Source organism: Pseudomonas sp. 34 E 7, assembly GCF_900005715.1.
Classification (GTDB): Bacteria; Pseudomonadota; Gammaproteobacteria; order Pseudomonadales; family Pseudomonadaceae; genus Aquipseudomonas; species Aquipseudomonas orientalis_A.
The window spans coordinates 1-21584 of the sequence record NZ_CVTX01000104.1 but is presented as its reverse complement, the minus strand read 5'-3'; the positions used below and the strand labels follow the sequence as shown (position 1 = coordinate 21584).

At 62.7% G+C, this 21584-nt stretch carries 21 protein-coding genes and 1 pseudogene; 18 read left to right on the top strand and 4 right to left on the bottom strand.

Annotated elements, in window-relative coordinates:
* The first annotated feature begins 26 nt into the window (after positions 1–26).
* Positions 27–3404 carry a mechanosensitive channel MscK gene (gene mscK, locus BFP96_RS08115; RefSeq protein ID WP_065936003.1) on the top strand — a complete coding sequence of 1126 codons (3378 nt, stop codon included), beginning with the start codon at positions 27–29 and terminating at the stop codon, positions 3402–3404.
* 48 nt (positions 3405–3452) lie between these two features.
* Positions 3453–4916: a protein adenylyltransferase SelO gene (gene selO, locus BFP96_RS08110; protein ID WP_065936002.1), complete on the top strand. Its 1464-nt coding sequence runs from the start codon at positions 3453–3455 to the stop codon at positions 4914–4916.
* 4 nt (positions 4917–4920) lie between these two features.
* Here the strand turns inward: selO and BFP96_RS08105 are convergent, their stop codons facing one another.
* Together BFP96_RS08105 and BFP96_RS08100 are read right to left on the bottom strand one after the other, a co-directional pair.
* Entirely contained in the window at positions 4921–5322 is a 402-nt protein-coding gene (locus BFP96_RS08105) for a helix-turn-helix domain-containing protein (protein ID WP_065936001.1), read from the bottom strand.
* Positions 5319–5614 (bottom strand): annotated as a pseudogene (locus tag BFP96_RS08100) (type II toxin-antitoxin system HigB family toxin). Before BFP96_RS08100 ends, BFP96_RS08105 begins: the two are co-directional and overlap by 4 nt.
* A gap of 222 nt (positions 5615–5836) precedes the next feature.
* Here BFP96_RS08100 and trxC point away from each other — a divergent pair.
* Positions 5837–6271, top strand: a complete 435-nt coding sequence (trxC, locus tag BFP96_RS08095) for a thioredoxin TrxC (RefSeq protein ID WP_057724391.1) — start codon at positions 5837–5839, stop codon at positions 6269–6271.
* Between the two features lie 129 nt (positions 6272–6400).
* Here the strand turns inward: trxC and BFP96_RS08090 are convergent, their stop codons facing one another.
* The gene (locus BFP96_RS08090) at positions 6401–6619 is read right to left on the bottom strand and encodes a DUF6124 family protein (protein WP_065886606.1); all 219 of its coding nucleotides are present in this window, start codon (positions 6617–6619) and stop codon (positions 6401–6403) included.
* Positions 6620–7083: 464 nt separating this feature from the next.
* On the bottom strand, positions 7084–7854 hold the full coding sequence (locus tag BFP96_RS08085) for a ParA family protein (RefSeq protein WP_057724393.1): 771 nt from the start codon (positions 7852–7854) through the stop codon (positions 7084–7086).
* 316 nt (positions 7855–8170) lie between these two features.
* Between BFP96_RS08085 and BFP96_RS08080 the strand changes: the two genes are divergently transcribed.
* The 15 genes from BFP96_RS08080 to BFP96_RS08010 are packed head-to-tail and all read left to right on the top strand — an operon-like array spanning position 8171 to position 21488.
* Positions 8171–8890 carry a beta-ketoacyl synthase chain length factor gene (locus BFP96_RS08080; protein WP_065892064.1) on the top strand — a complete coding sequence of 240 codons (720 nt, stop codon included), beginning with the start codon at positions 8171–8173 and terminating at the stop codon, positions 8888–8890.
* The gene (locus BFP96_RS08075; protein ID WP_065892066.1) at positions 8866–9678 is read left to right on the top strand and encodes a lysophospholipid acyltransferase family protein; all 813 of its coding nucleotides are present in this window, start codon (positions 8866–8868) and stop codon (positions 9676–9678) included. The genes BFP96_RS08080 and BFP96_RS08075 overlap by 25 nt, the downstream gene beginning before the upstream one ends.
* On the top strand, positions 9656–9925 hold the full coding sequence (locus tag BFP96_RS08070) for a phosphopantetheine-binding protein (RefSeq protein ID WP_065886594.1): 270 nt from the start codon (positions 9656–9658) through the stop codon (positions 9923–9925). Before BFP96_RS08075 ends, BFP96_RS08070 begins: the two co-directional genes overlap by 23 nt.
* Positions 9926–9934: 9 nt before the next feature.
* Positions 9935–10189 carry an acyl carrier protein gene (locus BFP96_RS08065; protein WP_003209389.1) on the top strand — a complete coding sequence of 85 codons (255 nt, stop codon included), beginning with the start codon at positions 9935–9937 and terminating at the stop codon, positions 10187–10189.
* Positions 10186–10731 carry a COG4648 family protein gene (locus BFP96_RS08060; RefSeq protein WP_065897112.1) on the top strand — a complete coding sequence of 182 codons (546 nt, stop codon included), beginning with the start codon at positions 10186–10188 and terminating at the stop codon, positions 10729–10731. The genes BFP96_RS08065 and BFP96_RS08060 overlap by 4 nt, the downstream gene beginning before the upstream one ends.
* Positions 10728–12398: an acyl-CoA synthetase family protein gene (locus BFP96_RS08055; RefSeq protein WP_065935999.1), complete on the top strand. Its 1671-nt coding sequence runs from the start codon at positions 10728–10730 to the stop codon at positions 12396–12398. Before BFP96_RS08060 ends, BFP96_RS08055 begins: the two co-directional genes overlap by 4 nt.
* Positions 12391–13125 (top strand): glycosyltransferase family 2 protein, encoded by a 735-nt coding sequence (locus BFP96_RS08050; RefSeq protein WP_065892072.1) that lies wholly within the window; start codon positions 12391–12393, stop codon positions 13123–13125. The genes BFP96_RS08055 and BFP96_RS08050 overlap by 8 nt, the downstream gene beginning before the upstream one ends.
* A complete protein-coding gene (locus BFP96_RS08045) occupies positions 13122–14057 on the top strand; it encodes an LpxL/LpxP family acyltransferase (protein WP_065897117.1) in 936 nt (311 codons plus the stop codon). Before BFP96_RS08050 ends, BFP96_RS08045 begins: the two co-directional genes overlap by 4 nt.
* A complete protein-coding gene (hutH, locus tag BFP96_RS08040; RefSeq protein ID WP_065935998.1) occupies positions 14041–15582 on the top strand; it encodes an HAL/PAL/TAL family ammonia-lyase in 1542 nt (513 codons plus the stop codon). The genes BFP96_RS08045 and hutH overlap by 17 nt, the downstream gene beginning before the upstream one ends.
* A complete protein-coding gene (locus BFP96_RS08035; protein ID WP_065897121.1) occupies positions 15575–16000 on the top strand; it encodes an acyl-CoA thioesterase in 426 nt (141 codons plus the stop codon). The genes hutH and BFP96_RS08035 overlap by 8 nt, the downstream gene beginning before the upstream one ends.
* On the top strand, positions 15997–16680 hold the full coding sequence (locus BFP96_RS08030; RefSeq protein ID WP_065935997.1) for an outer membrane lipoprotein carrier protein LolA: 684 nt from the start codon (positions 15997–15999) through the stop codon (positions 16678–16680). The genes BFP96_RS08035 and BFP96_RS08030 overlap by 4 nt, the downstream gene beginning before the upstream one ends.
* A complete protein-coding gene (locus tag BFP96_RS08025; protein WP_065935996.1) occupies positions 16652–18982 on the top strand; it encodes an MMPL family transporter in 2331 nt (776 codons plus the stop codon). Before BFP96_RS08030 ends, BFP96_RS08025 begins: the two co-directional genes overlap by 29 nt.
* 33 nt (positions 18983–19015) lie before the next feature.
* Entirely contained in the window at positions 19016–20263 is a 1248-nt protein-coding gene (locus BFP96_RS08020; RefSeq protein ID WP_083216604.1) for an NAD(P)/FAD-dependent oxidoreductase, read from the top strand.
* Positions 20260–21009, top strand: coding sequence for a class I SAM-dependent methyltransferase (locus BFP96_RS08015; protein ID WP_065935994.1), 750 nt, complete (start codon positions 20260–20262; stop codon positions 21007–21009). The genes BFP96_RS08020 and BFP96_RS08015 overlap by 4 nt, the downstream gene beginning before the upstream one ends.
* On the top strand, positions 21006–21488 hold the full coding sequence (locus tag BFP96_RS08010) for a hypothetical protein (RefSeq protein ID WP_065935993.1): 483 nt from the start codon (positions 21006–21008) through the stop codon (positions 21486–21488). The genes BFP96_RS08015 and BFP96_RS08010 overlap by 4 nt, the downstream gene beginning before the upstream one ends.
* Positions 21489–21584: the final 96 nt, after the last annotated feature.

Below are 21584 nucleotides of genomic sequence, written 5' to 3'. Positions count from 1 at the left end.
TTCTTTACCTTGCTCGACCGGTCTCTATGCCAATCCTGCGCACTTTTCTCGCTACTGCCCTGCTGGGCCTGACCCTTTGTGTCGGCACCGTCCACGCCGCCGACCCGCCCAGTGCCGACGCTATCCAGCAAACCCTGGACAAGCTGCCCGACCGCAAGCTGCCCGACGCCGACATGAAGGCATTGCAGGGCATCCTGCAACAGACCCTGACGTACCTGGCCAACAAGCAGGATTACGAGCAGCGCCTGGCCGACCTCAAACGCCAACTTGAGGACGCGCCGCGCCAGACGGTCGACAACCAGCGCGAGCTGACCCGGCTCAAGGCCACCAAAATCGTCCCGGTGGCCCAACGCTACGCCAGCCTGCCCGTGCCGCAGCTTGAGCAATTACTGGTGCAGCGCAGTACCCAGCAAGGCGACCTGCAAAAAGAGCTGGCCGACGCCAACAGCCTGACCATCGCCGCCCAGACCCGGCCCGAGCGCGCCCAGACCGAAATCAGCAGCAGCCAGACGCGCATCCAGCAAATCAATGCGACCCTCAAGACCGGCAAGGACAACGGCAAAGCCCTCAACGCCGACCAGCGCAACCAGCTCAACGCCGAACTCGCCGCCCTGAATGCGCTGATTCCCCTGCGCCGCCAGGAACTGGCCGGCAACAGCCAATTGCAAGACCTGGGCAACAGCCAGCACGACCTGATCCAGGAAAAAACCACACGCCTGGAGCAGGAAATCCAGGACCTGCAAACCCTGATCAACCAGAAACGCCTGGCCCAGTCCCAGCAGACGGTGACCCAACAGTCCATCGAAGCGCAGAAAGCCGGCGGCAGCAGCCTGCTGGCCACGGAAAGCGCGGCCAACCTGAAGCTCTCCGACTACCTGCTCAAAAGCACCGACCGCCTCAACGACCTGACCCAGAAAAACCTGCAGACCAAGCAGCAACTGGACACCGTGACCCAAAGCGATTCGGCGCTGGACGAACAGATCAACGTACTCAAGGGCAGCCTGCTGCTGTCCAAGATCCTCTACAAACAGAAACAGGCGCTGCCGCGCTTGACCGTCGACCGCGACCTGGCCGACGACATCGCCAACATTCGCCTGTACCAGTTCGAGGTCAACCAGCAGCGCGAGCTGATCAGCTCTCCCAGCACCTATGTGGATAACCTGCTGGCCAACCAGCCGCCGGACGACGTCACCCCGCAATTGCGCCGCACCCTGCTGGAACTGGCGATCACCCGCAGCGACCTGCTGGAGCGCCTGAGCCGTGAATTGAGCGCGCTGCTCAACGAATCCATCACCCTGCAACTGAACCAGAAACAACTGCTCAGCACCGCCACCACCCTGCGCGCCACGCTCGATGAGCAGATGTTCTGGATTCCGAGTAACAAACCGCTGGACACCGAGTGGCTGGAAACCGTACCGGCGCACCTGACCAAGCAAGTCACCACCCTGCCCTGGGCCTCCAGCGTCAGCGAGCTGTATGACGGCCTGACCCAGCGTCCGCTGCTGTTCCTGCCGCTGCTGCTGTTGATCGGCGCGCTGCTGTGGCGGCGCAAGGCGTTGTATCAGCGCCTGAACAAGGTTCACCTGGACATCGGTCACTTCAAGCGCGACAGCCAGTGGCACACGCCGCAGGCGATCCTGATCAATATCCTGCTGGCGATGCCGGTATCCCTGGGCCTGGCGCTGTGCGGCTATGCCTTGCAGATTGACGCCCGTGGGCAGAACGCCAACCTGGGCTCGGCCCTGTTGCAGATCGCCCAGGCGTGGCTGGTGTTCTACACCGCCTACCGCATCCTCGCGCCCGGCGGCGTGGCCGAGCTGCACTTTCGCTGGGAAAAACCCCAGGTCGAATTCCTCCAGGGCTGGGTGCGCAAGCTCGGGCTGGTGGTACTGGCCCTGGTGGCCGTGGTGGCCATCGCCGAGCACCAACCGGCGGCACTCGCCGAAGACGTGCTGGGCATCGCCGTGGTCCTCACCTGCTACGCCCTGATGGCGTGGTTGCTCAGTCGCCTGCTGCTCAACAGCCCCACCCACGAAAAAGCCTCGCTGTTTCGCAAAGCCGTGGGCCTGCTGTTCACCGCCCTGCCGATTGCGCTGTTTATTGCGGTGTGCTTCGGCTACTACTACACCGCGCTCAAGCTCAGCGACCGCTTGATCAACACCTTGTACCTGCTGATGTTCTGGCTGGTGATCGAAGCCACCTTCGTACGCTGGCTGAGCGTGGCCGCCCGACGCCTGGCCTATGCGCGCGCCCTGGCCAAACGCCAGGCCGCCAAGGAAGCCGGTGAAGGCGAAGCGGTGGTTGAAGAGCCGACCCTGGACATCGAAAAGGTCAACGAACAATCCTTGCGCCTGATCCGCCTTGCTCTGCTCGGCGGCTTTATCGCAGCCCTGTACTGGGTGTGGTCGGACCTCATCTCGGTATTTTCCTACCTGGATAACGTTACGCTGTACGAATACACCAGCGGCACCGGTGCGAATATCAGCATGGTGCCCATCAGCATCGGCGACTTGCTCGGCGCGTTGATCATCATCGGTATCACCTTCGCCCTGGCGCGCAACCTGCCCGGTTTACTCGAAGTGCTGGTGCTGTCCAAGCTGGAACTGGCGCAAGGCAGCGCCTATGCCACCACGACATTGCTGTCCTATGTGATCGCCGGCGTCGGTTTCGTCTCCACCCTGTCCACCCTGGGCGTGAGCTGGGACAAGTTGCAATGGCTGGTGGCGGCATTGTCGGTGGGCCTGGGCTTCGGCATGCAGGAAATCTTCGCCAACTTCATCTCCGGCATCATGATCCTGTTCGAGCGCCCGGTGCGCATCGGCGACACCATCACCATCGGCAACCTGTCGGGCACGGTGAGCAAGATCCGCATCCGCGCCACCACCATCACCGACTTCGACCGCAAGGACATCATTGTCCCGAACAAGACCTTCATTACCGGGCAACTGATCAACTGGTCGCTGACCGACACCATCACGCGAGTGACCCTGAAACTGGGCGTGGACTACGGCTCCGACCTGGATCTGGTGAAGGAGCTGTTACTCAAGGCCGCCAGGGAAAACCCACGGGTACTGAAGGAACCGGAACCCCATGTGTATTTCCTCAACTTCGGCGAAAGCACCCTGGACCACGAGTTGCGCATGCACGTGCGCGACCTGGGCGACCGCAACCCGGTGCTGGACGAGGTCAACCGCTATATCAACCGTGAGTTCAAGAAGCAGCACATCAACATCTCGTTCCGACAGATGGAAGTGTACTTGAAGAACATGCACGGCCAGGAATACAAACTGGTGCCGGTGGAAGACGAACGCAAGACCCTCGTCGCGCCAGAGCAGGATACGCCCGAGCCGCCCGCCGCAAAGGTCGAAGATGCGCCTGAACCCCCGCCGAGCAAACTCGACTAACGAACTGAGCCCCAGCCAAATGCTGGGGCATCCTGCTGGAGATGCCCGGTGAAAGCCCTCGACGAACTGACCTTCGACAACCGCTTCGCACGCCTGGGCGATGCGTTCTCAACCCACGTACTGCCCGAGCCCCTGGACGAGCCGCGCCTGGTGGTGGCGAGCGACGCCGCCATGGCCCTGCTCGACCTCGACCCGGCCATGGCCGAAACGCCCGTGTTTGCCGAACTGTTCGGCGGCCATAAGCTGTGGGCCGAAGCGCAGCCGCGGGCGATGGTCTATTCCGGGCACCAGTTCGGCGGCTACACCCCGCAACTGGGCGATGGCCGAGGGCTGCTGCTGGGCGAGGTGTATAACCAGGCCGGCGAGCATTGGGACCTGCACCTCAAGGGCGCCGGCATGACGCCCTACTCACGCATGGGCGACGGGCGCGCGGTATTGCGCTCCTCGATCCGCGAATTCCTCGCCTCCGAAGCGCTGCATGCATTGGGCATTCCCACCAGCCGCGCCTTGTGCGTGATCGGCTCCAGCACGCCGGTGTGGCGTGAGAAGCAGGAGCGCGGGGCCATGGTGTTGCGCCTGGCCCCCAGCCATATCCGCTTCGGGCACTTCGAATATTTCTACTACACCCAGAAGCCCGAGCAGTTGGCCGAGCTGGCTGAACACGTATTGAACCTGCATTACCCCGAGTGCCGCGAACAGCCTGAGCCGTATCTGGCGATGTTCCGCGAAATCGTTGAGCGCAACGCCGAGATGATCGCCAAATGGCAGGCGTATGGTTTCTGCCACGGCGTGATGAACACCGACAACATGTCGATCCTGGGCATCACCTTCGACTTCGGGCCCTTCGCGTTTCTGGATGACTTCGACGCGCACTTCATCTGCAACCATTCCGATCATGAAGGGCGTTACTCCTTCAGTAATCAGGTGCCGATCGGGCAGTGGAACCTCAGCGCGCTGGCCCAGGCGCTCACGCCGTTTATCAGCGTTGACGCCTTGAAGGAAGCACTTGGCCTGTACCTGCCGATTTACCAGGCGCACTACCTGGACCTGATGCGTCGCCGGTTGGGGCTGACGACCGCCGAAGAGGATGATCAGAAGCTGGTGGAGCGCTTGCTCAAACTGATGCAGAACAGCGGCGTGGACTACACCCTGTTCTTCCGGCGTTTGGGCGATGAATCAGCGGCGTTGGCCGTGGCGCGTTTGCGTGACGACTTTGTCGACCTGGCCGGTTTCGATGCCTGGGCCGAGCAGTACAAGGCCCGTGTCGCAAGGGACGGGGACGACAGCGAGGCACAGCGCCGCGAACGCATGCATGCCGTGAACCCGCTGTACATCCTGCGCAACTACCTCGCCCAAAACGCTATCGCCGCCGCCGAGTCCGGGGACTACAGCGAAGTGCGGCGGCTGCATGAAGTGCTGAACAAACCGTTTGAGGAACAAGCGGGGATGGAGCAGTACGCGCAGCGGCCGCCGGATTGGGGCAAGCATTTGGAGATCAGTTGTTCGTCTTGACCGCTTAGATAAAGGTCTCCACGGACACCCCGAAACGCTCGGCCAGCCAACGAATCTGACGCACGTTGAGCTGGCGTTTTCCGCTCAATATTTCAGAGACGACTGATTGTGCCCCAACCCCCGGAAGGTCGCTCTGGGTGAGATTGTGCTCGCGCATCATGTAGCGCAGCACATCGACCCCGCTGGCGACGGGCATTGAGCGGTGTTCACGGTCATACGCTTCGATCCAGTCACTGAGAATGTCGACCAGGCTCATCAGCGGGCTGTCCTCGTCTTCACCCACGAGGCTCAACAACTCATCCAGACCGCATACCAGTGCGTCGTAGTCCGCCTCGTTTTCCGGCTTGCGCAGCACCGGCGAAACGAACTGCCAGTGTTCTGCCGCTACTTGCATAAGCGGGCTCATCTGTTTTTTTCCTTCCATTTGTCCTTCTCATAGTCGCGGTGGTCCAGCAGGTGCTCGATGTAAACGCGCTGCATTCGATACTGCACCGACGCGATCAACCTCAGCTTGTTACCGCCAATATCAAACACATGAAATTCACCTACCTTGTCCGTGGCGGGAAACATGGCTTTCATTGCAGCGAAGTCCTTGGGGGCGTGCGCTTGATCACGCGATACCACTGGTCCAAAGCTGTTGCCGAGCGCGGCCATGTTTCCTTTGCTTCCCAGATCCTCTTTTCACTGATGACTCGCATGCAACGTCCCTATCGCATCTTGCTATGGAGGTTAAACCTGATTTCCGACTATCGCAATTTGCTATAGCCGTAAACAGACCAATGGCGCACAACAGCAATCCTAGACAGACGATTCATTCGGCGCGGGAGAAACTGTGAGCGAATGAGTCTCTGCATCCAGCCTTGATAAATCTCAGCCCCGGCACCAGATACAACCTATTGGCCAGTCCCCAGGAGCCTCCGATGTCTGAACCTCTCGTAATCCCCTGCCCTCATTGCAACGGTCTCAACCGCATCCCCGGCGCACGCCTGGGTGATGCGCCCAAATGCGGCCGTTGCAAGCAGCCAGTGCTGTTGAACAAGCCGTTTGAATTGAAACAGGGCGACTACGCCAGCCAGATCAAGGGCGACCTGCCGTTGCTGGTGGACGTGTGGGCTGACTGGTGCGGGCCGTGCAAGTCGTTTGCGCCGGTATTCGAGCAGGCCGCCGGGCAGCTTGAAGGCAAATGCCGGTTGGCCAAGCTGGACAGTGAGGCTAACCAGCAGTTGTCGGCGCAGTTGGGGATCCGGTCGATTCCGAGTTTGATTCTGTTCAAGAATGGCCGGGAAGTGGCGCGCCAGAGTGGGGCCTTTCCGTTGCCGCAGTTGATGAGTTGGTTGCGTAGTCAGGGCGTGTAACCCGGTCAGGAAAGCACCACAGGACAGTGTGGGAGGGGGCTTGCTCCCGATAGCGGTGTATCAGTGACACATAAGTGCCTGACACTCTGCTATCGGGAGCAAGCCCCCTCCCACATTTTTAACCGCGTTTTAACTTGAGGATAGCGGGGCTTGGCGGTCCATCATCTGGCTGACCAGCATGACGCCAAGCTCGCTCAGTTGATGGATAGCCAGGGCCACATCGCGGTGTTCACCGGTAAGGTCGTTGGATAGATTGAGCAATAAGGTGCGGACCGAAGAGAAGGTTTCGTAGCTGTTGATCACCAGCGCTTCGGTGGGAAGGTTGGGTGTAACGGTGAATAAATTCATATTTTCGTTCTCTGCCAGGGCCATCGCCTGCTTGCTACTAAACAAGGGGCGGCAGCTGTACGCAGGTTAGTAGACCGGTAGAACGAAAGCAAAACCCGGCGCACCCGAAGGTGCCCTGCGCACAGCTACCATCGACAGGCAAAGACGCCATGCTTTTGGAGCGGTGCACATGCTTTCGTCTGAGCGGGCTACTAAACCCGATCACTGAACATTCAGCGACCGGCAAACCTTAGAGACCCACATCCAGACGCACAAGCCGGCGGATTCTGGCGTAGCTGTAGGCAAGGTTACAAGGCCAATCCTCTGCTGCCAGAGACTTCCTACAGACCTTGTGGGAAAAATCCAAATCCAAATGTGGGAGGGGGCTTGCCCCCGATAGCGGTGGGTCAGCTACAAATACGCTGGCTGACATACCGCATCGGGAGCAAGCCCCCTCCCACATTGAATCCATGCAGCGCTTGAGATCAGGCGTTTTCCAGCAAGTTATGCAATTCCACAAACTGTTGGGTCAGCTTGTGCCGTGGGTCCAGGTGAATCAGCGGCTTGTTCTCTTGGTGCGACTCACGCATGCGCACCGAGCTGGCGAGGTACACCGGCAGCACCGGCAGCCCTTCGGCAATCATTTCGTCGAGTATCTGCTGCGGCAGGCTCGCCCGGGCCTGGAACTGGTTGACCACGATACCTTCCACTTCCAGGCCTTCGTTATGGTCTTCCTTCAATTCTTCGATTTCAGCCAGCAGGCCATACAGGGCCTGGCGCGAGAAGCTGTCGCAATCGAAGGGGATCAGCACGCGATCAGCGGCTATCAGCGCCGAAACCGCATAAAAATTCAACGCCGGGGGCGTGTCCAGGTAGATACGGTCGTAGTCCTCGCTCAACTCATCCAGCAGCTTTCGCAGCTTATTGATCTTGTGCTTGGCCTCGAGCTTGGGCTGCAGGTCCGCCAGTTCCGGGGTGGCGGTGATGACATGCAGGTTGTCGAAAGGCGTTTCGTAGATATCCACCTTGTTCTTCTTGGAAAACGGCCCGGAAGACAGGGTTTGCTTGAAAAAATCGGCGATCCCCATGGGAATGTCATCACCGGTCAGCCCGGTGAGGTACTGGGTGGAGTTGCCCTGTGCATCGAGGTCTACCAACAGGGTTCGATAACCTTCGCTGGCGCTGACCGCCGCCAGGTTGCAGGCGATGCTGGACTTGCCCACGCCGCCTTTCTGATTGAACACCACGCGCCGCATGGAAAAGCCTCCGTGTATCAATGAATAACCCGAGTGTAGAGCGCAAAAGCGCCGGTTAGCTACCTCGTTCATCCATCCGCTGTGCCTGGCTCACAAATGAATGGGAACGTTCCGATATTCCGGCTCGACCTTCTGTCGCACACAGCGCGTAAATTTCAACGACTTATTTGTAATCAATAGCGAACAAATTTTAACCAGTATTTGCTAGAACCCCACGGCACCGGGATAATGCGCGCCATTCGGCCATTGCCCTCTGTCCCGGAATCCGGGGCCATTGGCCGCACATGGAAGCCCGCAGGGGCGGGATAACTTCTCAGTGATCAACTTCAACATCGCCCAATGGCGCGCCTGGGCTCCAAGCCTTGAGAGTGCGGACGACTGGCACGCCTGGTGCCGGGACCCGGTGTTGCTGCCTGTCAGCGACGCGTCCCCCGATGTGTCATTTTTGCCAGCTATGCAGCGCCGCCGCCTGAGCCGTCTGGCGCGCATGGCGTTCAGCGTCGGCTGGCCACTGGCCGAAGGCCTTGAAGACCTGCCGCTGGTGTTCATTTCCCGCCACGGCGAAACCCCGCGCACCCTCGACATCCTCAGCGACCTGGCCAACGAGCAGCCACTGTCGCCGACCCAGTTCAGCCTGTCGGTGCATAACGCGGTGATTGGCCTGTGGTCGATCCTGCGCAATGAAACCAGCGAGATGACCGCCCTTGCCGCCGCCGGTGATGGCCTCGAACACGGCGTGCTCGAAGCCGCCGCATTGCTCAACGAAGGCGCCCCGGCCGTATTGCTGATAATTACCGAAGAACAACCGCCCGAGGCGTACGCCAGCTGGATTGCTGACGTGCCCTTCCCCTATGCCCTGGGCCTGTTGCTGACGCCGGGCGACGAGTGGCAACTGGAACTAAACAGCAGCGCTGTCCAACTCACTCACACCCAGTGGCCCCACGCCCTGAACCTGCTGCGCACCCTGCTGACCGAACAGGGCGCCTGCCAACATGCCTGGAAGAACCGAGTATGGAACTGGCGACCCAAGTCCTGAACGACAAACCACGGCAGGCCTATTACTGGCGCCTGTTCGCCACGGCCGCCAGCTTCTTTGTGTTCGGCGTCGGCGGGCTGTGCCTGCGCTTGCTGGTGTTCCCGCTGCTCAGTTGCCTGCCGGGCGACGCCGGGCAGCATCAACGACGCGCGCGCCACACCATCAGTTGCCTGTTCTGGTTCTTCATTCGCCTGATGAAACGGCTGGGCATCCTCACGTACAGCGTCGAGGGCGCGGAAAAGCTCGGTCGCCCGGGCCAGATGATCGTCGCCAACCACCCGTCGCTGATCGATGTCGTGTTCCTGATCGGCCTGATGCGCCAGACCAATTGCGTGGTCAAGCAGAGCCTGTTCCAGAACCCGTTCACCCGCGGCCCGGTGCGCGACGCCGGCTACATCAGCAACGATGGCAGCGCCGACATGCTCGATGCCGCTGCCGATGCCCTGCGCGCGGGGCAAACCCTGATCATCTTTCCCGAGGGCACCCGCACCACACCCGGCGCGGCACCGGCCTTTCATCGCGGCGGCGCGGCGATTGCACTGCGCGGTGCGACGATCATCACCCCGGTGGTGATCAAGGTCAGCCCCACCACCCTGACCAAGGCCGAGCCCTGGTATCGCATTCCCAAGTGCCGATTTCACTTCAGTTTGCGTGTGGGTGCCGATATAGAACCACACGCGTTTGCCGCACTGGGCCCCGCGCCCCAGGCGTCACGCAAGCTCAACGATTACCTGCATCACTATTTCATTAAGGAGCTCGCCGAAGATGAGCGACCAACACCGCCTTGAGCACGACATAAAGACGCTGATCATCGAGGCCCTGGGCCTGGAAGACATCAGCGCCGACGACATCGGCAGCGACCAGACCCTGTTCGGCGAGGGCCTGGGACTGGATTCGGTCGACGCCCTTGAACTGGGCCTGGCGATTCAGAAAACGTACGGCATCAAGATCGACGCCGACGCCAAGGACACGCGCAATCACTTCACCAACGTGGCCAGCCTTGCGGCATTCGTCACGGCCAGACAGGCAGCTTGAGACCGGACCATGCAAACTCGTGACGATATTTTCAACACCCTGCGCGATGCCTTGGTGGAACTGTTTGAACTGGAACCTGAGCGCGTCACCCTGGACGCCAACCTGTACCAGGACCTGGAAATCGACAGCATCGATGCCGTGGACCTGATCGACCATATCAAGCGCCAGACCGGCAAGAAGATCGCCGCCGAGGAATTCAAGGCGGTGCGCACCGTCAATGACGTGGTTGAGGCGGTGTACCGTCTGGTCCAGCCCGCCGCATGAGCCGGCTGATCGGCCTTGGCCTGTTGCTGGCGGGGCTGCTGTACCCCTTCGCGGTGTATTACGGCACCGAGCATTTTGCGCCCTGGCAATTTGGCCTGTTGTTGGGCAGCCTGTGGTTGCTGCGCGCGTTCACCGCTGCACGACGCCCCGGCAGTCGCTGGATGGCGCTGGTGGTGATTGTGTTTTGCCTGGCGCTGGCCTGGTTCGATAACCCGCAATGGTTGCGCTGGTACCCCAGCCTGGTCAGTGGGTTCATGCTGGCACTGTTCGGCCTGAGCCTGAAATACGGGCCGCCGATGGTCGAGCGCCTGGCGCGCATGACTGAGCCGGACCTGCCGGCGAACGCGGTGCTGTATACGCGCCAGGTCACCGTGGTGTGGAGTGTGTTTTTTCTGTGTAATGGCCTGCTCGCTGCCGCCCTCACCTTGTGGGCGCCGCTGAGCTGGTGGACGTTGTACAACGGCTTTATCGCCTACGCGCTGATGGGGCTGTTGTTTGCCGTGGAATGGCTGGTACGACAAAGGGTTCGAGGCCGCGTATGAAAGGTTTGAAACTTGAGCACCTGCTGCTTGAGCCACAGGAACAGCGTCGGATCACCACTGAGCCGGCGCTCAATCATGCTCAACTGGTGGAGCAGTCGCTGCGCCTGGCGGCCGGCTTGCAAGCGCGTGGCATCCAGCACCTGGCGGTGCACCTGGAAGACGCCGGCGTGCTGGCGATTGCGTTGCTCGGCGCCTGGCGTGCCGGGGTCGGCGTGTTGCTGCCTGCCGACCTGCAGCCGCAAACCCGTCAACGCTGGGATACCGTCGTCGATGCCTGGCTGACAGAAGCGGCGGACGTTGAAGCGTTGTACCAGGCGCCTCTGAGCCCTGCCGCCCTCGACCTCGATCGCTGCCAACTGAGCCTGTGCACCTCCGGCTCCAGCGGTGAACCCAAGCGCATCGACAAGTCCCTGCGCCAGCTGGCCAATGAGGTGCAGGCGCTGGAGGCACTGTGGGGCGCCGACCTGCAAGACGCCTGCATCATCGGCAGCGTCGCCACCCAACACATCTACGGCTTGCTGTTCCGTGTGCTGTGGCCACTGTGCGCCGGTCGCACGTTTTTGCGCAGGCAACTGGCATTCCCCGAGGACATGCAGCGCGCCAGTCGCGAGCATTCGCCATTCGCCTGGGTGGCCAGCCCGGCGCTGCTCAAGCGCATGGGCGATAACCTCGACTGGCCGGCGCTGAGCCAGGTCTCACGGGTGTTTTCCTCAGGGGGAGCCTTGCCTGTCGAAGCCGCCGGCAGCCTCTATGATCGCTTGCAGCAGTGGCCGACGGAAATCCTCGGCAGTTCGGAAACCGGCGGCATCGCCTGGCGCCAGGGCGCACAACCCTGGCAGCCGTTTGCCGACGTGCACCTGAGCCAGGCGGCCGACGGTGCCCTGCGCATTGCCTCGCCCTACCTGCCCGCCGGGCATATCGAACAGACCGCCGACGCCGCGCGCATCCATGCCGATGGCCGGTTCGAACTGCTCGGTCGCCTGGACCGTATCGTCAAGCTGGAAGAAAAACGCATCGCCCTGCCGATGCTCGAACAGGCGTTGATGACCCATCCGTGGGTCGCTGAAACCCGCCTGGGCGTGGTGCAGGAAAACCGCGCGTCACTCGGTGCCCTGGTGGTACTGAGCGCCAAGGGCCTGCATGTTCTGCGCAACCAGGGCCGGCGCACGGTGACCCAAACCCTGCGCCAGCACCTGAGCCAGCATTGCGAAGCCCTGGCCTTGCCCCGCCGCTGGCGTTTGTTGCGCCAACTGCCGCTAAACAGCCAGGGCAAACTGCCCCAGGCGGACATTGAGGCGCTGTTGCTGGCCCCCCGCCCCAAGGCGCCGGACGTACTGGAGCAGGTCGAAATCGACGGCGAATGGACATTGCAACTGAGCGTGCCGCCCGACCTGGCCTATTTCAGCGGGCATTTTCCAGTCACGCCTGTGCTGCCGGGCGTGGTGCAAGTGGAATGGGCCTTCAACCTGGGCAAGCAACTGCTCGACTTGCCGAGCACGTTTGCCGGTATGGAAGTGCTCAAGTTCCAGCAACTGGTGCGCCCCGGCGATCACATTCAATTGCACCTGCGCTTTGACCAAGAGCGCGGCAAGCTGTACTTCGCCTATCGCAATGGGGAGGCTGCATGCTCAAGTGGCCGGATCGTGCTGGAGGCCGCACATGCATAACCCCTGCGCCCTGATCCCGGTCTACAACCACGAAGCCGCCGTGCCCGCCGTGGTGCGCAGCCTTCTGAACAGTGGCCTGCCCTGCCTGTTGGTGGACGACGGCAGCAGCCCGGCCTGTGCGGCGGTGCTTATGCAACTGGCGACGCTGGATAACGTCACCCTGCTGACCCTGCCCCGCAACCAGGGCAAGGGCGCCGCCGTCATGGCGGGCTTTCGCGAAGCCGCGCGCCTGGGCTACAGCCACGCCCTGCAAGTGGACGCCGACGGCCAGCATGACCTGCGCGAAGTCGAGACCTTTATCGATACATCCCGCAGGCACCCCGACGCGATCATCTGCGGCTATCCCGAATACGACGAAAGCGTGCCCAAGGGCCGCCTCTACGCGCGCTACCTGACCCACGTGTGGGTGTGGATCAACACCTTGTCATTGCAGATTCGCGACTCGATGTGCGGCTTTCGCGTGTACCCGCTGGCACCCACCCTGGCGCTGATGGACTCGGCCTACATCGGCACGCGCATGGATTTCGACTCGGACATCCTCGTGCGCCTGGCCTGGCGCAACCAGCCGATGCGCTGGCTGCCGACCCAGGTGCATTACCCCGCCGACGGCCTGTCGCACTTTCGCCTGTTGCACGACAACGCGCGCATCAGCGCCATGCATACGCGGCTGTTCTTCGGCATGCTGGTGCGCGCGCCCGCCATCCTGTGGCGCCGGTGGCAGGCATGAGCGAGCGCAGCAAACACTGGGCCGACCGCGAGGAGCGCGGCAGCTTCCGGCTGATGAAACTCACGGCGTTCGCGGCAAAGATTCTTGGCCGGCGCCTGTTGAGCCCGTTGCTCTACAGCATCGTGTTCTACTTCTTCGTGTTCGGCCGCACCGCGCGCCAGAGCGCCTGGCAATACCAGCAGCGCCTGGCGCAGTGGAGCGGGCGTGCCGAGCTGCAGCCGAGCCATGCCAAGGTCTTCGGCCAGTTCATGGCCTTCGCCGACTCCCTGCTCGACAAGCTCGACGTGTGGAACGGCAAGCTGCGCCTGGAGCAAATCGAAATCAACGACCCCGCGCAATTGCGCGGCCAGTTGCGTGGCGAGCGCGGGCAGATGCTGGTGGGCGCGCACCTGGGCAACCTGGAAGTGTGCCGCGCGCTGGCGGAGATCGGCGAACAGGTGACCATGAACGTGCTGGTGCACACCAAGCATGCCGAGCGTTTCAACCGCCTGCTGGGCGAAGCCGGCGCGACCCATTTGCGCCTGATCCAGGTCAGCGAACTGGACCCGGCCACCATGCTGCTGCTCAGCCAGCGTCTGGACGACGGCGAATGGCTGGCGATTGCCGGCGACCGCATCCCGCTGCACGGCGGGCGCACGGTGCGCGTGGATTTCCTCGGGCATGATGCCGCATTCCCCCAGGGCCCGTGGCTGCTGGCCGGCCTGCTCAAGTGCCCGGTCAACCTGCTGATGTGCCTCAAGCACCAGGGCCGCTATCGCCTGACCATCGAGCCCTTCGCGCCATTGATCGAATGGAAGCGCAGCACCCGTGAGCAGGTCATCGCCCTGTGGGCCGCTCGCTACGCCGCACGCCTGGGCCAGTTCTGCCTGCAAGCGCCGCAACAATGGTTCAACTTTTACCCTTTCTGGAAGACCGATGACCACGTCTCTTGAGCCGATCACCTTTGGCGAACGCCCCCTGCGCATCGAAGACGTCCTGGCCCTGGCCAACCGTCAGGTGCCCACTCGCTTGCAGGACGATGCCGCGTATCGCCGGCGCATCGCCAAGGGCGCGCAGTTTCTTGATTCGCTGCTGGACAAGGAAGGCGTGATCTACGGCGTGACCACCGGCTACGGCGACTCCTGCGTGGTGGCGGTGCCGCTCGAGCACGTCGAGGCGCTGCCGCGTCATCTGTACACCTTCCACGGTTGCGGCCTGGGCAAGTTGCTCGATGCCCAAGCCACCCGCGCTGTGCTGGCGGCGCGCTTGCAGTCGCTGTGCCATGGCGTGTCCGGGGTACGCGTGGAACTGCTCGAGCGCCTGCACGGATTCCTCGAACACGACGTGCTGCCGCTGATCCCTGAGGAAGGCTCGGTGGGCGCCAGCGGCGACCTGACCCCGCTGTCGTATGTGGCGGCCACCTTGTCCGGCGAACGTGAAGTGTTGTTTGGTGGCGAGCGCCGCCTGGCCGCCGATGTACACCGCGAACTGGGCTGGGAACCGCTGGTGCTGCGCCCCAAGGAAGCCCTGGCGTTGATGAACGGCACAGCGGTAATGACCGGCATTGCCTGCCTGGCCTTCGCCCGCGCCGACTACCTGCTGCAGCTGGCCACGCGCATCACCGCGCTGAATGTGGTGGCGCTGCAAGGCAACCCGGAACACTTCGACGAACGCCTGTTCGCCGCCAAGCCCCATCCCGGGCAAATGCAAGTCGCCGCCTGGCTGCGCCAGGACCTGGCCATCGATGCACCGACGGCCCCGCTGCACCGCCTGCAGGATCGCTACTCCCTGCGCTGCGCGCCCCATGTACTCGGCGTGCTGGCCGACAGTCTGAACTGGCTGCGCGCGTTTATCGAAATCGAACTGAACAGCGCCAACGATAACCCGATCATCGACGCCGAAGAGGAACGCGTGCTGCACGGCGGGCACTTCTACGGCGGGCACATTGCCTTTGCCATGGACAGCCTCAAGACCCTGGTGGCCAATGTCGCCGACCTGCTCGACCGCCAGATGGCGCTGCTGGTGGACGTGCGTTACAACCACGGCCTGCCGAGCAACCTGTCGGGCGCGCCGGCCGAGCGCGCAATGATCAACCATGGCTTCAAGGCCGTACAGATCGGCACCAGCGCCTGGACCGCCGAAGCGCTGAAGAACACTATGCCGGCCAGCGTGTTCTCGCGCTCGACCGAGTGCCATAACCAGGACAAGGTCAGCATGGGCACCATCGCCGCCCGCGATGCGATCCGCGTGCTCGAGCTGACCGAACAGGTCGCCGCCGCCACCTTGCTCGCCGCCAACCAGGGCGTGTGGCTGCGCGCCCAGGCTGAAGACGCACGAGCGCTGCCACCAGCACTGGCTGCCATGCACGAAGAACTGGCCCGGGACTTCCCGCCGGTCATCGAAGACCGCGCCCTGGAAGGCGAACTGCGCCTGTGCCTGCAACGCATCGCCGAGCAACACTGGAGGCTGCATGCGTAGCCCCGGCGTATTGCACTGCGACACTCAAATCCTCGTGCCGTTTTTCGACATCGACACCATGCACGTCGTATGGCACGGGCATTACGTGAAGTACCTGGAAGTGGCGCGCTGCGCGTTGCTGGACAAGATCGGCCATAACTACACCGCGATGCTCGACGCCGGCTATGCCTGGCCGGTGATCGACATGCAGCTGCGCTACGTGCGCGGCGCCACCTTCGGCCAAACGATCAACGTGCGCGCCAGCCTGGTGGAGTGGGAGAACCGTTTGAAGATCAATTACCTGATTACCGATCTGGCCAGCGGCGAACGCTTGACCCGCGCCAGCACCGTGCAAGTGGCAGTGGAAATCGCCAGCCGCGAAATGCAGCTTGCATCGCCAACAATATTCACCAACGCCGTCGAAAGGGCCCTGAAATGAGATCCCCTGCAGGAGCGAGCTTGCTCGCGAAGATCGCCAACGATAACGCGGGGCGCCTGACACCCCGTGGCGCCCTCAGGTTTTTCGCGAGCAAGCTCGCTCCTGCAGTGGCCGTCGCATTGCTGAGCTTCAGCGCCCACGCCTTCGACCTGCAACAGCTGAGCGATCAACTGGCCAAACCCAGCGTGATCCACGGTAACTTCACCCAGGAAAAACACCTGCGCGCCCTGCCCCAGCCGCTGGTCAGCAAGGGCACTTTCGTGCTCGCCAAGGACCACGGCCTGTTGTGGCTGCTCAAAACCCCGCTGCAACAGGACTATCGCATCACCAGTCAGGGCATCGCCCGGCGTGACGCCAATGGCTGGCAACTGCTGCCGAACAAGAGCGCCGGCACCGAGCAGAATCGCCTGTTCCTCGCCGTGCTGCAGGGCGACAGCAGCGGCTTGCAGCGTGACTTCGACCTGCAGTTGCAAGGCCAGGCGCAAGACTGGAAGCTCACGCTGATTCCGCGCTCACTGCTGCTCAAGCAAGTATTCACCCAGATCAATATCGATGGCGGTGCGCTAGTGAAGACCATCGAGCTGTTGGAAGCCCAGGGCGACAGCACCGTACTGCGCATGCAGGACAGCAGCGCCGACCAACCGTTGAGCGATGCGGAGCAACACGACTTTGCCCAGTGAGCGCCTGCTGCCGCGCCTGTTCCTGGTCCTGCTGGTGGCCGTGCTGGCACTGGCCGGCTGGCAGTGGCGTAACGGTGCGCCTTTGTCGGCCAACCTTATGGAGCTGGTGCCCGGCAGTACGCCGGACGCCCTGGAGCTGCAAGCCGAGCAGCGCATGCAGGAACCGCTTAACCGCGAAATGCTGGTGCTGGTGGGGCATGCCGACCGCCAGCAAGCGCTGGCCGTGGCGCAGCAACTGGCCGAGCGCTGGCAGGCCAGCGGCCTGTTTGAAAAGGTGCAGTGGAACCTGCAGGCCGACTTGCCGGCGCTGCGCGAACAACTGCTGCGCGACCGACTGGCGATGCTGTCGGCCAAGGACCGCGAGCAACTGATCGAACATCCCGACGCGTTTATCCAACAACGCGTGCAAACGCTGTTCGACCCCATTGCCGGCTTCAGCCTGGTGCCCAGCCAGGACGACTGGCTGGGCCTGACCGGGCGCATCCAGAACAGCCAGCCGCAACACGGCGCGGTACAGCTGGATATCGGCAGCGGCGCGTTGATCGCCGATGCCGACGGCAAAAGCTGGGTACTCCTGCGGGCGCGCACCACCGGCAATGCATTCGACATGAAACTGCCGCTGCACGTGGCGGATTTGCTCCAGGCCAGCCGCGCCCAGGCCGGCGAGCAAGGCGTGCAACTGCTCGCCGCCAGTGGCCTGCTCTATGCGGCCAACGGGCAGCAGCAAGCCACGCGGGAGATGACCTGGGTCGGCGGCGGCGCAACCCTGGGCATCCTGATATTGCTGCTGCTGGCATTCCGGCGCTGGCGGGTGCTGCTGGCCTTCGTGCCGGTGGTGGTCGGCATGCTGTTTGGCGCAGTGGCCTGTGTGGCGCTGTTCGGCCATATGCATGTGATGACCCTGGTGTTGGGCTCCAGCCTGATCGGCGTGGCGGTGGATTACCCGCTGCACTATTTGTCCAAAAGCTGGAGCCTGCAGCCGTGGCGCAGTTGGCCGGCACTGCGCCTGACTCTGCCGGGCTTGAGCCTGAGCCTGGCCACCAGTTGCATCGGCTACCTGGCGCTGGCCTGGACGCCGTTCCCGGCGCTGACGCAAATCGCGGTGTTCTCGGCAGCCGGTCTGGTCGGCGCGTACCTGTGCGCCGTGTGCCTGCTGCCGGCACTGCTCAACGGCGTCGAACTGCGCCCGGCGCGATGGCCGCTGCGCATCGCCGAACGCTTGTGGCAGTGGCGGGCGGGATTGATCAAGCGCGTGCCCGGCGCCGTGCTGCTGGTGTGGGTGCTGTTGTTCTGCGCCGGTGGCCTGTGGCAATTGAACAGTAAAAACGATATCCGCCAGTGGATCGGCGCGCCGCCGCAATTGCTGCAGGAAGCCCAGGCCGTGGCGCGCATTACCGGGTTCCAGCCCACCAGCCAGTTCTTCCTGGTGCGCGCCGACAATCAGCAGCAGTTGCTGGAGCGCCAGGCCGCCCTGGGCCAGCGCCTGGATCAACTGGTGAATATGGACAAGCTCCAGGGTTACCTGGCGCTGAATCAACTGGTCAACCTGCCCGCCGAACAGCAGCAACTGCGCGATGCGCTCAATAAGCTTGAGCAGCATTGGCAACCGTTGCTGGACATCGGCATCCCCGTCGATGCGCTGCAAGCTGAAGTCGCGCAGTTGCAGGCGCTGCCCACCGAAGACATCGACGCCGCGCTCAAAGGCCCCCTGGCCGAGCCCTGGCGCACGCTGTGGCTGGGCAAGGTAGACGGCGGCGTGGCGGCGATGGTCAGCCTGCAAGGCCTGAACAACCCGGCGTTGCTGCGGGTGCAGGCGGTGGATTTGCCCGGTGTGCAATTGGTCGATCGCCTGGGTGATTTGAACCGTGTGTTTGCCGACACTCAAATCAGCGCGGCCGAATTGAAATTGCTGTCCTGTGGGCTGATCGTGCTGCTGTTGATGCTGCCCTTCGGCTTCACCGGCGCCTTGCGCGTCGTCGCGCTGCCGTTGCTGGCGGCGCTGTGCAGCCTGGCCAGCCTCGGTTGGCTGGGCCAGCCGCTGACCCTGTTCAGCCTGTTCGGCCTGCTGCTGGTCACGGCCATCAGCGTCGACTACGCGATCCTGATGCGCGAGCAGATCGGCGGGGCCGCCGTCAGCCTGCTGGGAACCTTACTGGCGGCGCTGACCACTTGGTTATCGTTCGGCCTGCTGGCCGTCTCCAGTACCCCGGCGGTGAGCAATTTCGGCCTGTCGGTCAGCCTCGGCCTGGCATTCAGCTTTATGCTGGCGCCCTGGGCCGGGCAACAAAAGCACGCCTTATGAATGTGAATATCGCCAAAGTGGCAAGGAGCCTTCGTGCCCACAGTTGAAATGGAACGTCGCCAGGTGGTGGTGATCGGTGCCGGGCCATCCGGGGCCATCGCGGCCGCGCTGCTCAAGCGCAAAGGGCATGATGTATTGATTATCGAGCGCCAGTATTTCCCGCGTTTCTCGATTGGCGAAAGCCTGCTGTCGCACTGCATCGACTTTATCGAAGAAGCCGGCATGCTCGACGCCGTGCAGGCGGCCGGCTTTCAACGGAAAACCGGTGCGGCGTTCGCCTGGGGCGAGCGATACAGTGCGTTCGATTTCGGTGACACCTTCAGCAACGGCAAACCGACCACCTTCCAGGTGCAGCGTGCCGAGTTCGACAAGCTGCTGGCCGATCAGGCGGCGTTGCAGGGTGTGGAAATCCGCTACGGCGAGAGCATCGTCGGCGTGGATTTTTCCGCCAACCATCGCTACCTTCACGTACGCCGCGAAAATGGCAGCGAGTACCACCTCAAGACCGCATTCGTGCTGGATGCCAGTGGCTATGGCCGCGTGCTGCCGCGCCTGCTGGACCTCGAAGTGCCGTCCGGTTTCCCGCTGCGCCAGGCCGTGTTCACCCACGTCGAAGACCGCATCGAACACCCAGGCTTCGACCGTACCAAGATTCTGATCACCACCCATCCCCTGCAGCGTGATATCTGGTTCTGGAACATCCCGTTCAGCAACGGCCGATGCTCGGTGGGCGTGGTCGCGGCCAAGGAACATTTCGACGGCCGTGACCACGACCTGGATGCCTGCCTGCGCAGCTTTATCGACGAAACCCCAAGCCTGTCCGGCGTACTGCAGAACGCCGTGTGGGACACCCCGGCGCGCAGCATCGGCGGCTATTCGGCCAACGTCAAAACCCTGCACGGCCCGGGCTTTGCGCTGTTGGGCAACGCGGCGGAATTTCTCGACCCGGTGTTCTCCTCCGGCGTCACCATCGCCATGCGCTCGGCGAGCATGGCCGCGGGCGTGCTGCATCGCCAACTGCAAGGCGAAGCGGTGGACTGGCAAACCGAGTTTGCCGAACCGTTGAAGCGCGGCGTCGATACCTTCCGCTGCTACGTCGAGGGCTGGTACGCCGGGACGTTCCAGGACGTTATCTTCCACGCCGGCAGTTCGCCGCAGATTCGCCGCATGATCAGTTCGATCCTCGCCGGCTACGCCTGGGATGAAAGCAACCCGTTTGTCAGCGAGCCCAAGCGGCGCCTGCGGATGCTGTCGCAAATCTGTGCGAGTGAGCCGGTATGACCAGCCCTGTCGTTGAAAAGAACTACCTGAGTAAAAACTACGTCGAAGAAACCCGCTTCGGCTTCTGGTTCCTGCGCAGCCACACCTGGCAGCATCACGTGTTGCGCGTAGCGATCAATGACCTGCGCAGCCTGTTCAGCGAACCGCTGCCGGTGGCGCCGGTATTGCTCGACGCCGGCTGCGGCCAGGGCAAATCGTTCAAGTTGCTGCAGCAGGTATTTGCGCCCGCGCGCCTGATCGGCCTGGATGCCGACCCTCACAGCCTGGCCCTGAGCCGCGAAGAAGCCACTCGCCAGGGCCTGGCCGTGGAGTTGATCGGCAGCGACTGCGCCACCCTCGAGTTACCCGACGCCAGCGTCGATATTGTGTTTTGCCACCAGACCTTTCACCACCTGGTCGAGCAGCATCGCGCGCTCAAGGAGTTCTATCGGGTCCTCAAGCCGGGCGGCTATTTGCTGTTTGCCGAATCCACCGAAGCCTATATCGACACCTGGGTGATTCGCTGGCTGTTCCGCCACCCCATGCATGTGCAGAAAAGCGCCGAGCAGTACCTGGACATGCTGCGCGAGCAGGGCTTTGAATTCGACGCGCAGAACGTCTCGTACCCCTATCTGTGGTGGAGCCGCTCCAGCGATTTCGGCCTGCTGGAACGTTGGGGCCTGCGCAAGGCGCCGCCGGTGGGCCAGCGCGAGGAAACCCTGGTCAACTGCGTGGCGCGCAAGTCGGCAGAGGCCGCGCGTTCATGATCCGCTGGTTGCTGATGAGTTGCCTGTTGCTGCTCGGCGCGTGCGCCAGCCAGGCGCCGTTGCCGCAAACCATGCCCGCCCTGAACTTGCCGATGCAACTGCATGTACAACGCCTGGAGGGCGAACTCAGCCAGGATTGGCTGCTGGTGATCCAGCGTGAAGGGCGGGCGATTCGCTGGTCGATGATGGACCCGTTGGGCATTCCCCAGGCCCGGCAGAAGTTGATCGACGGCAAGTGGCAGACCGATGGCTTGCTGCCGCCCAACCCCCAGGCCCGAGCGCTGTTCGCCGCGCTGTTGTTTGCCCTGGCCTCGGCGGATGACCTGCGTGCGCTGTATCCTGCGGCCCAGGCCATGGACCTTACGCGAACGCTGCCGGGCCATTGGCAAATCGTCTATCAGTCTTCAGAGGTGTTCAGCGTGAACATGGCGGGCCAACCGTTGAGCTATCGCATTACCCCGCTGGGCGTGGGCAAATGAGCGCCTACCTCAACGCCCTGGGCGTGATCTGTGCCCTCGGTCGCGGCCAGGCCGAGGTCAGCCGCAGCCTGTTTGCCGGCGCCTGTGGCGGCATGC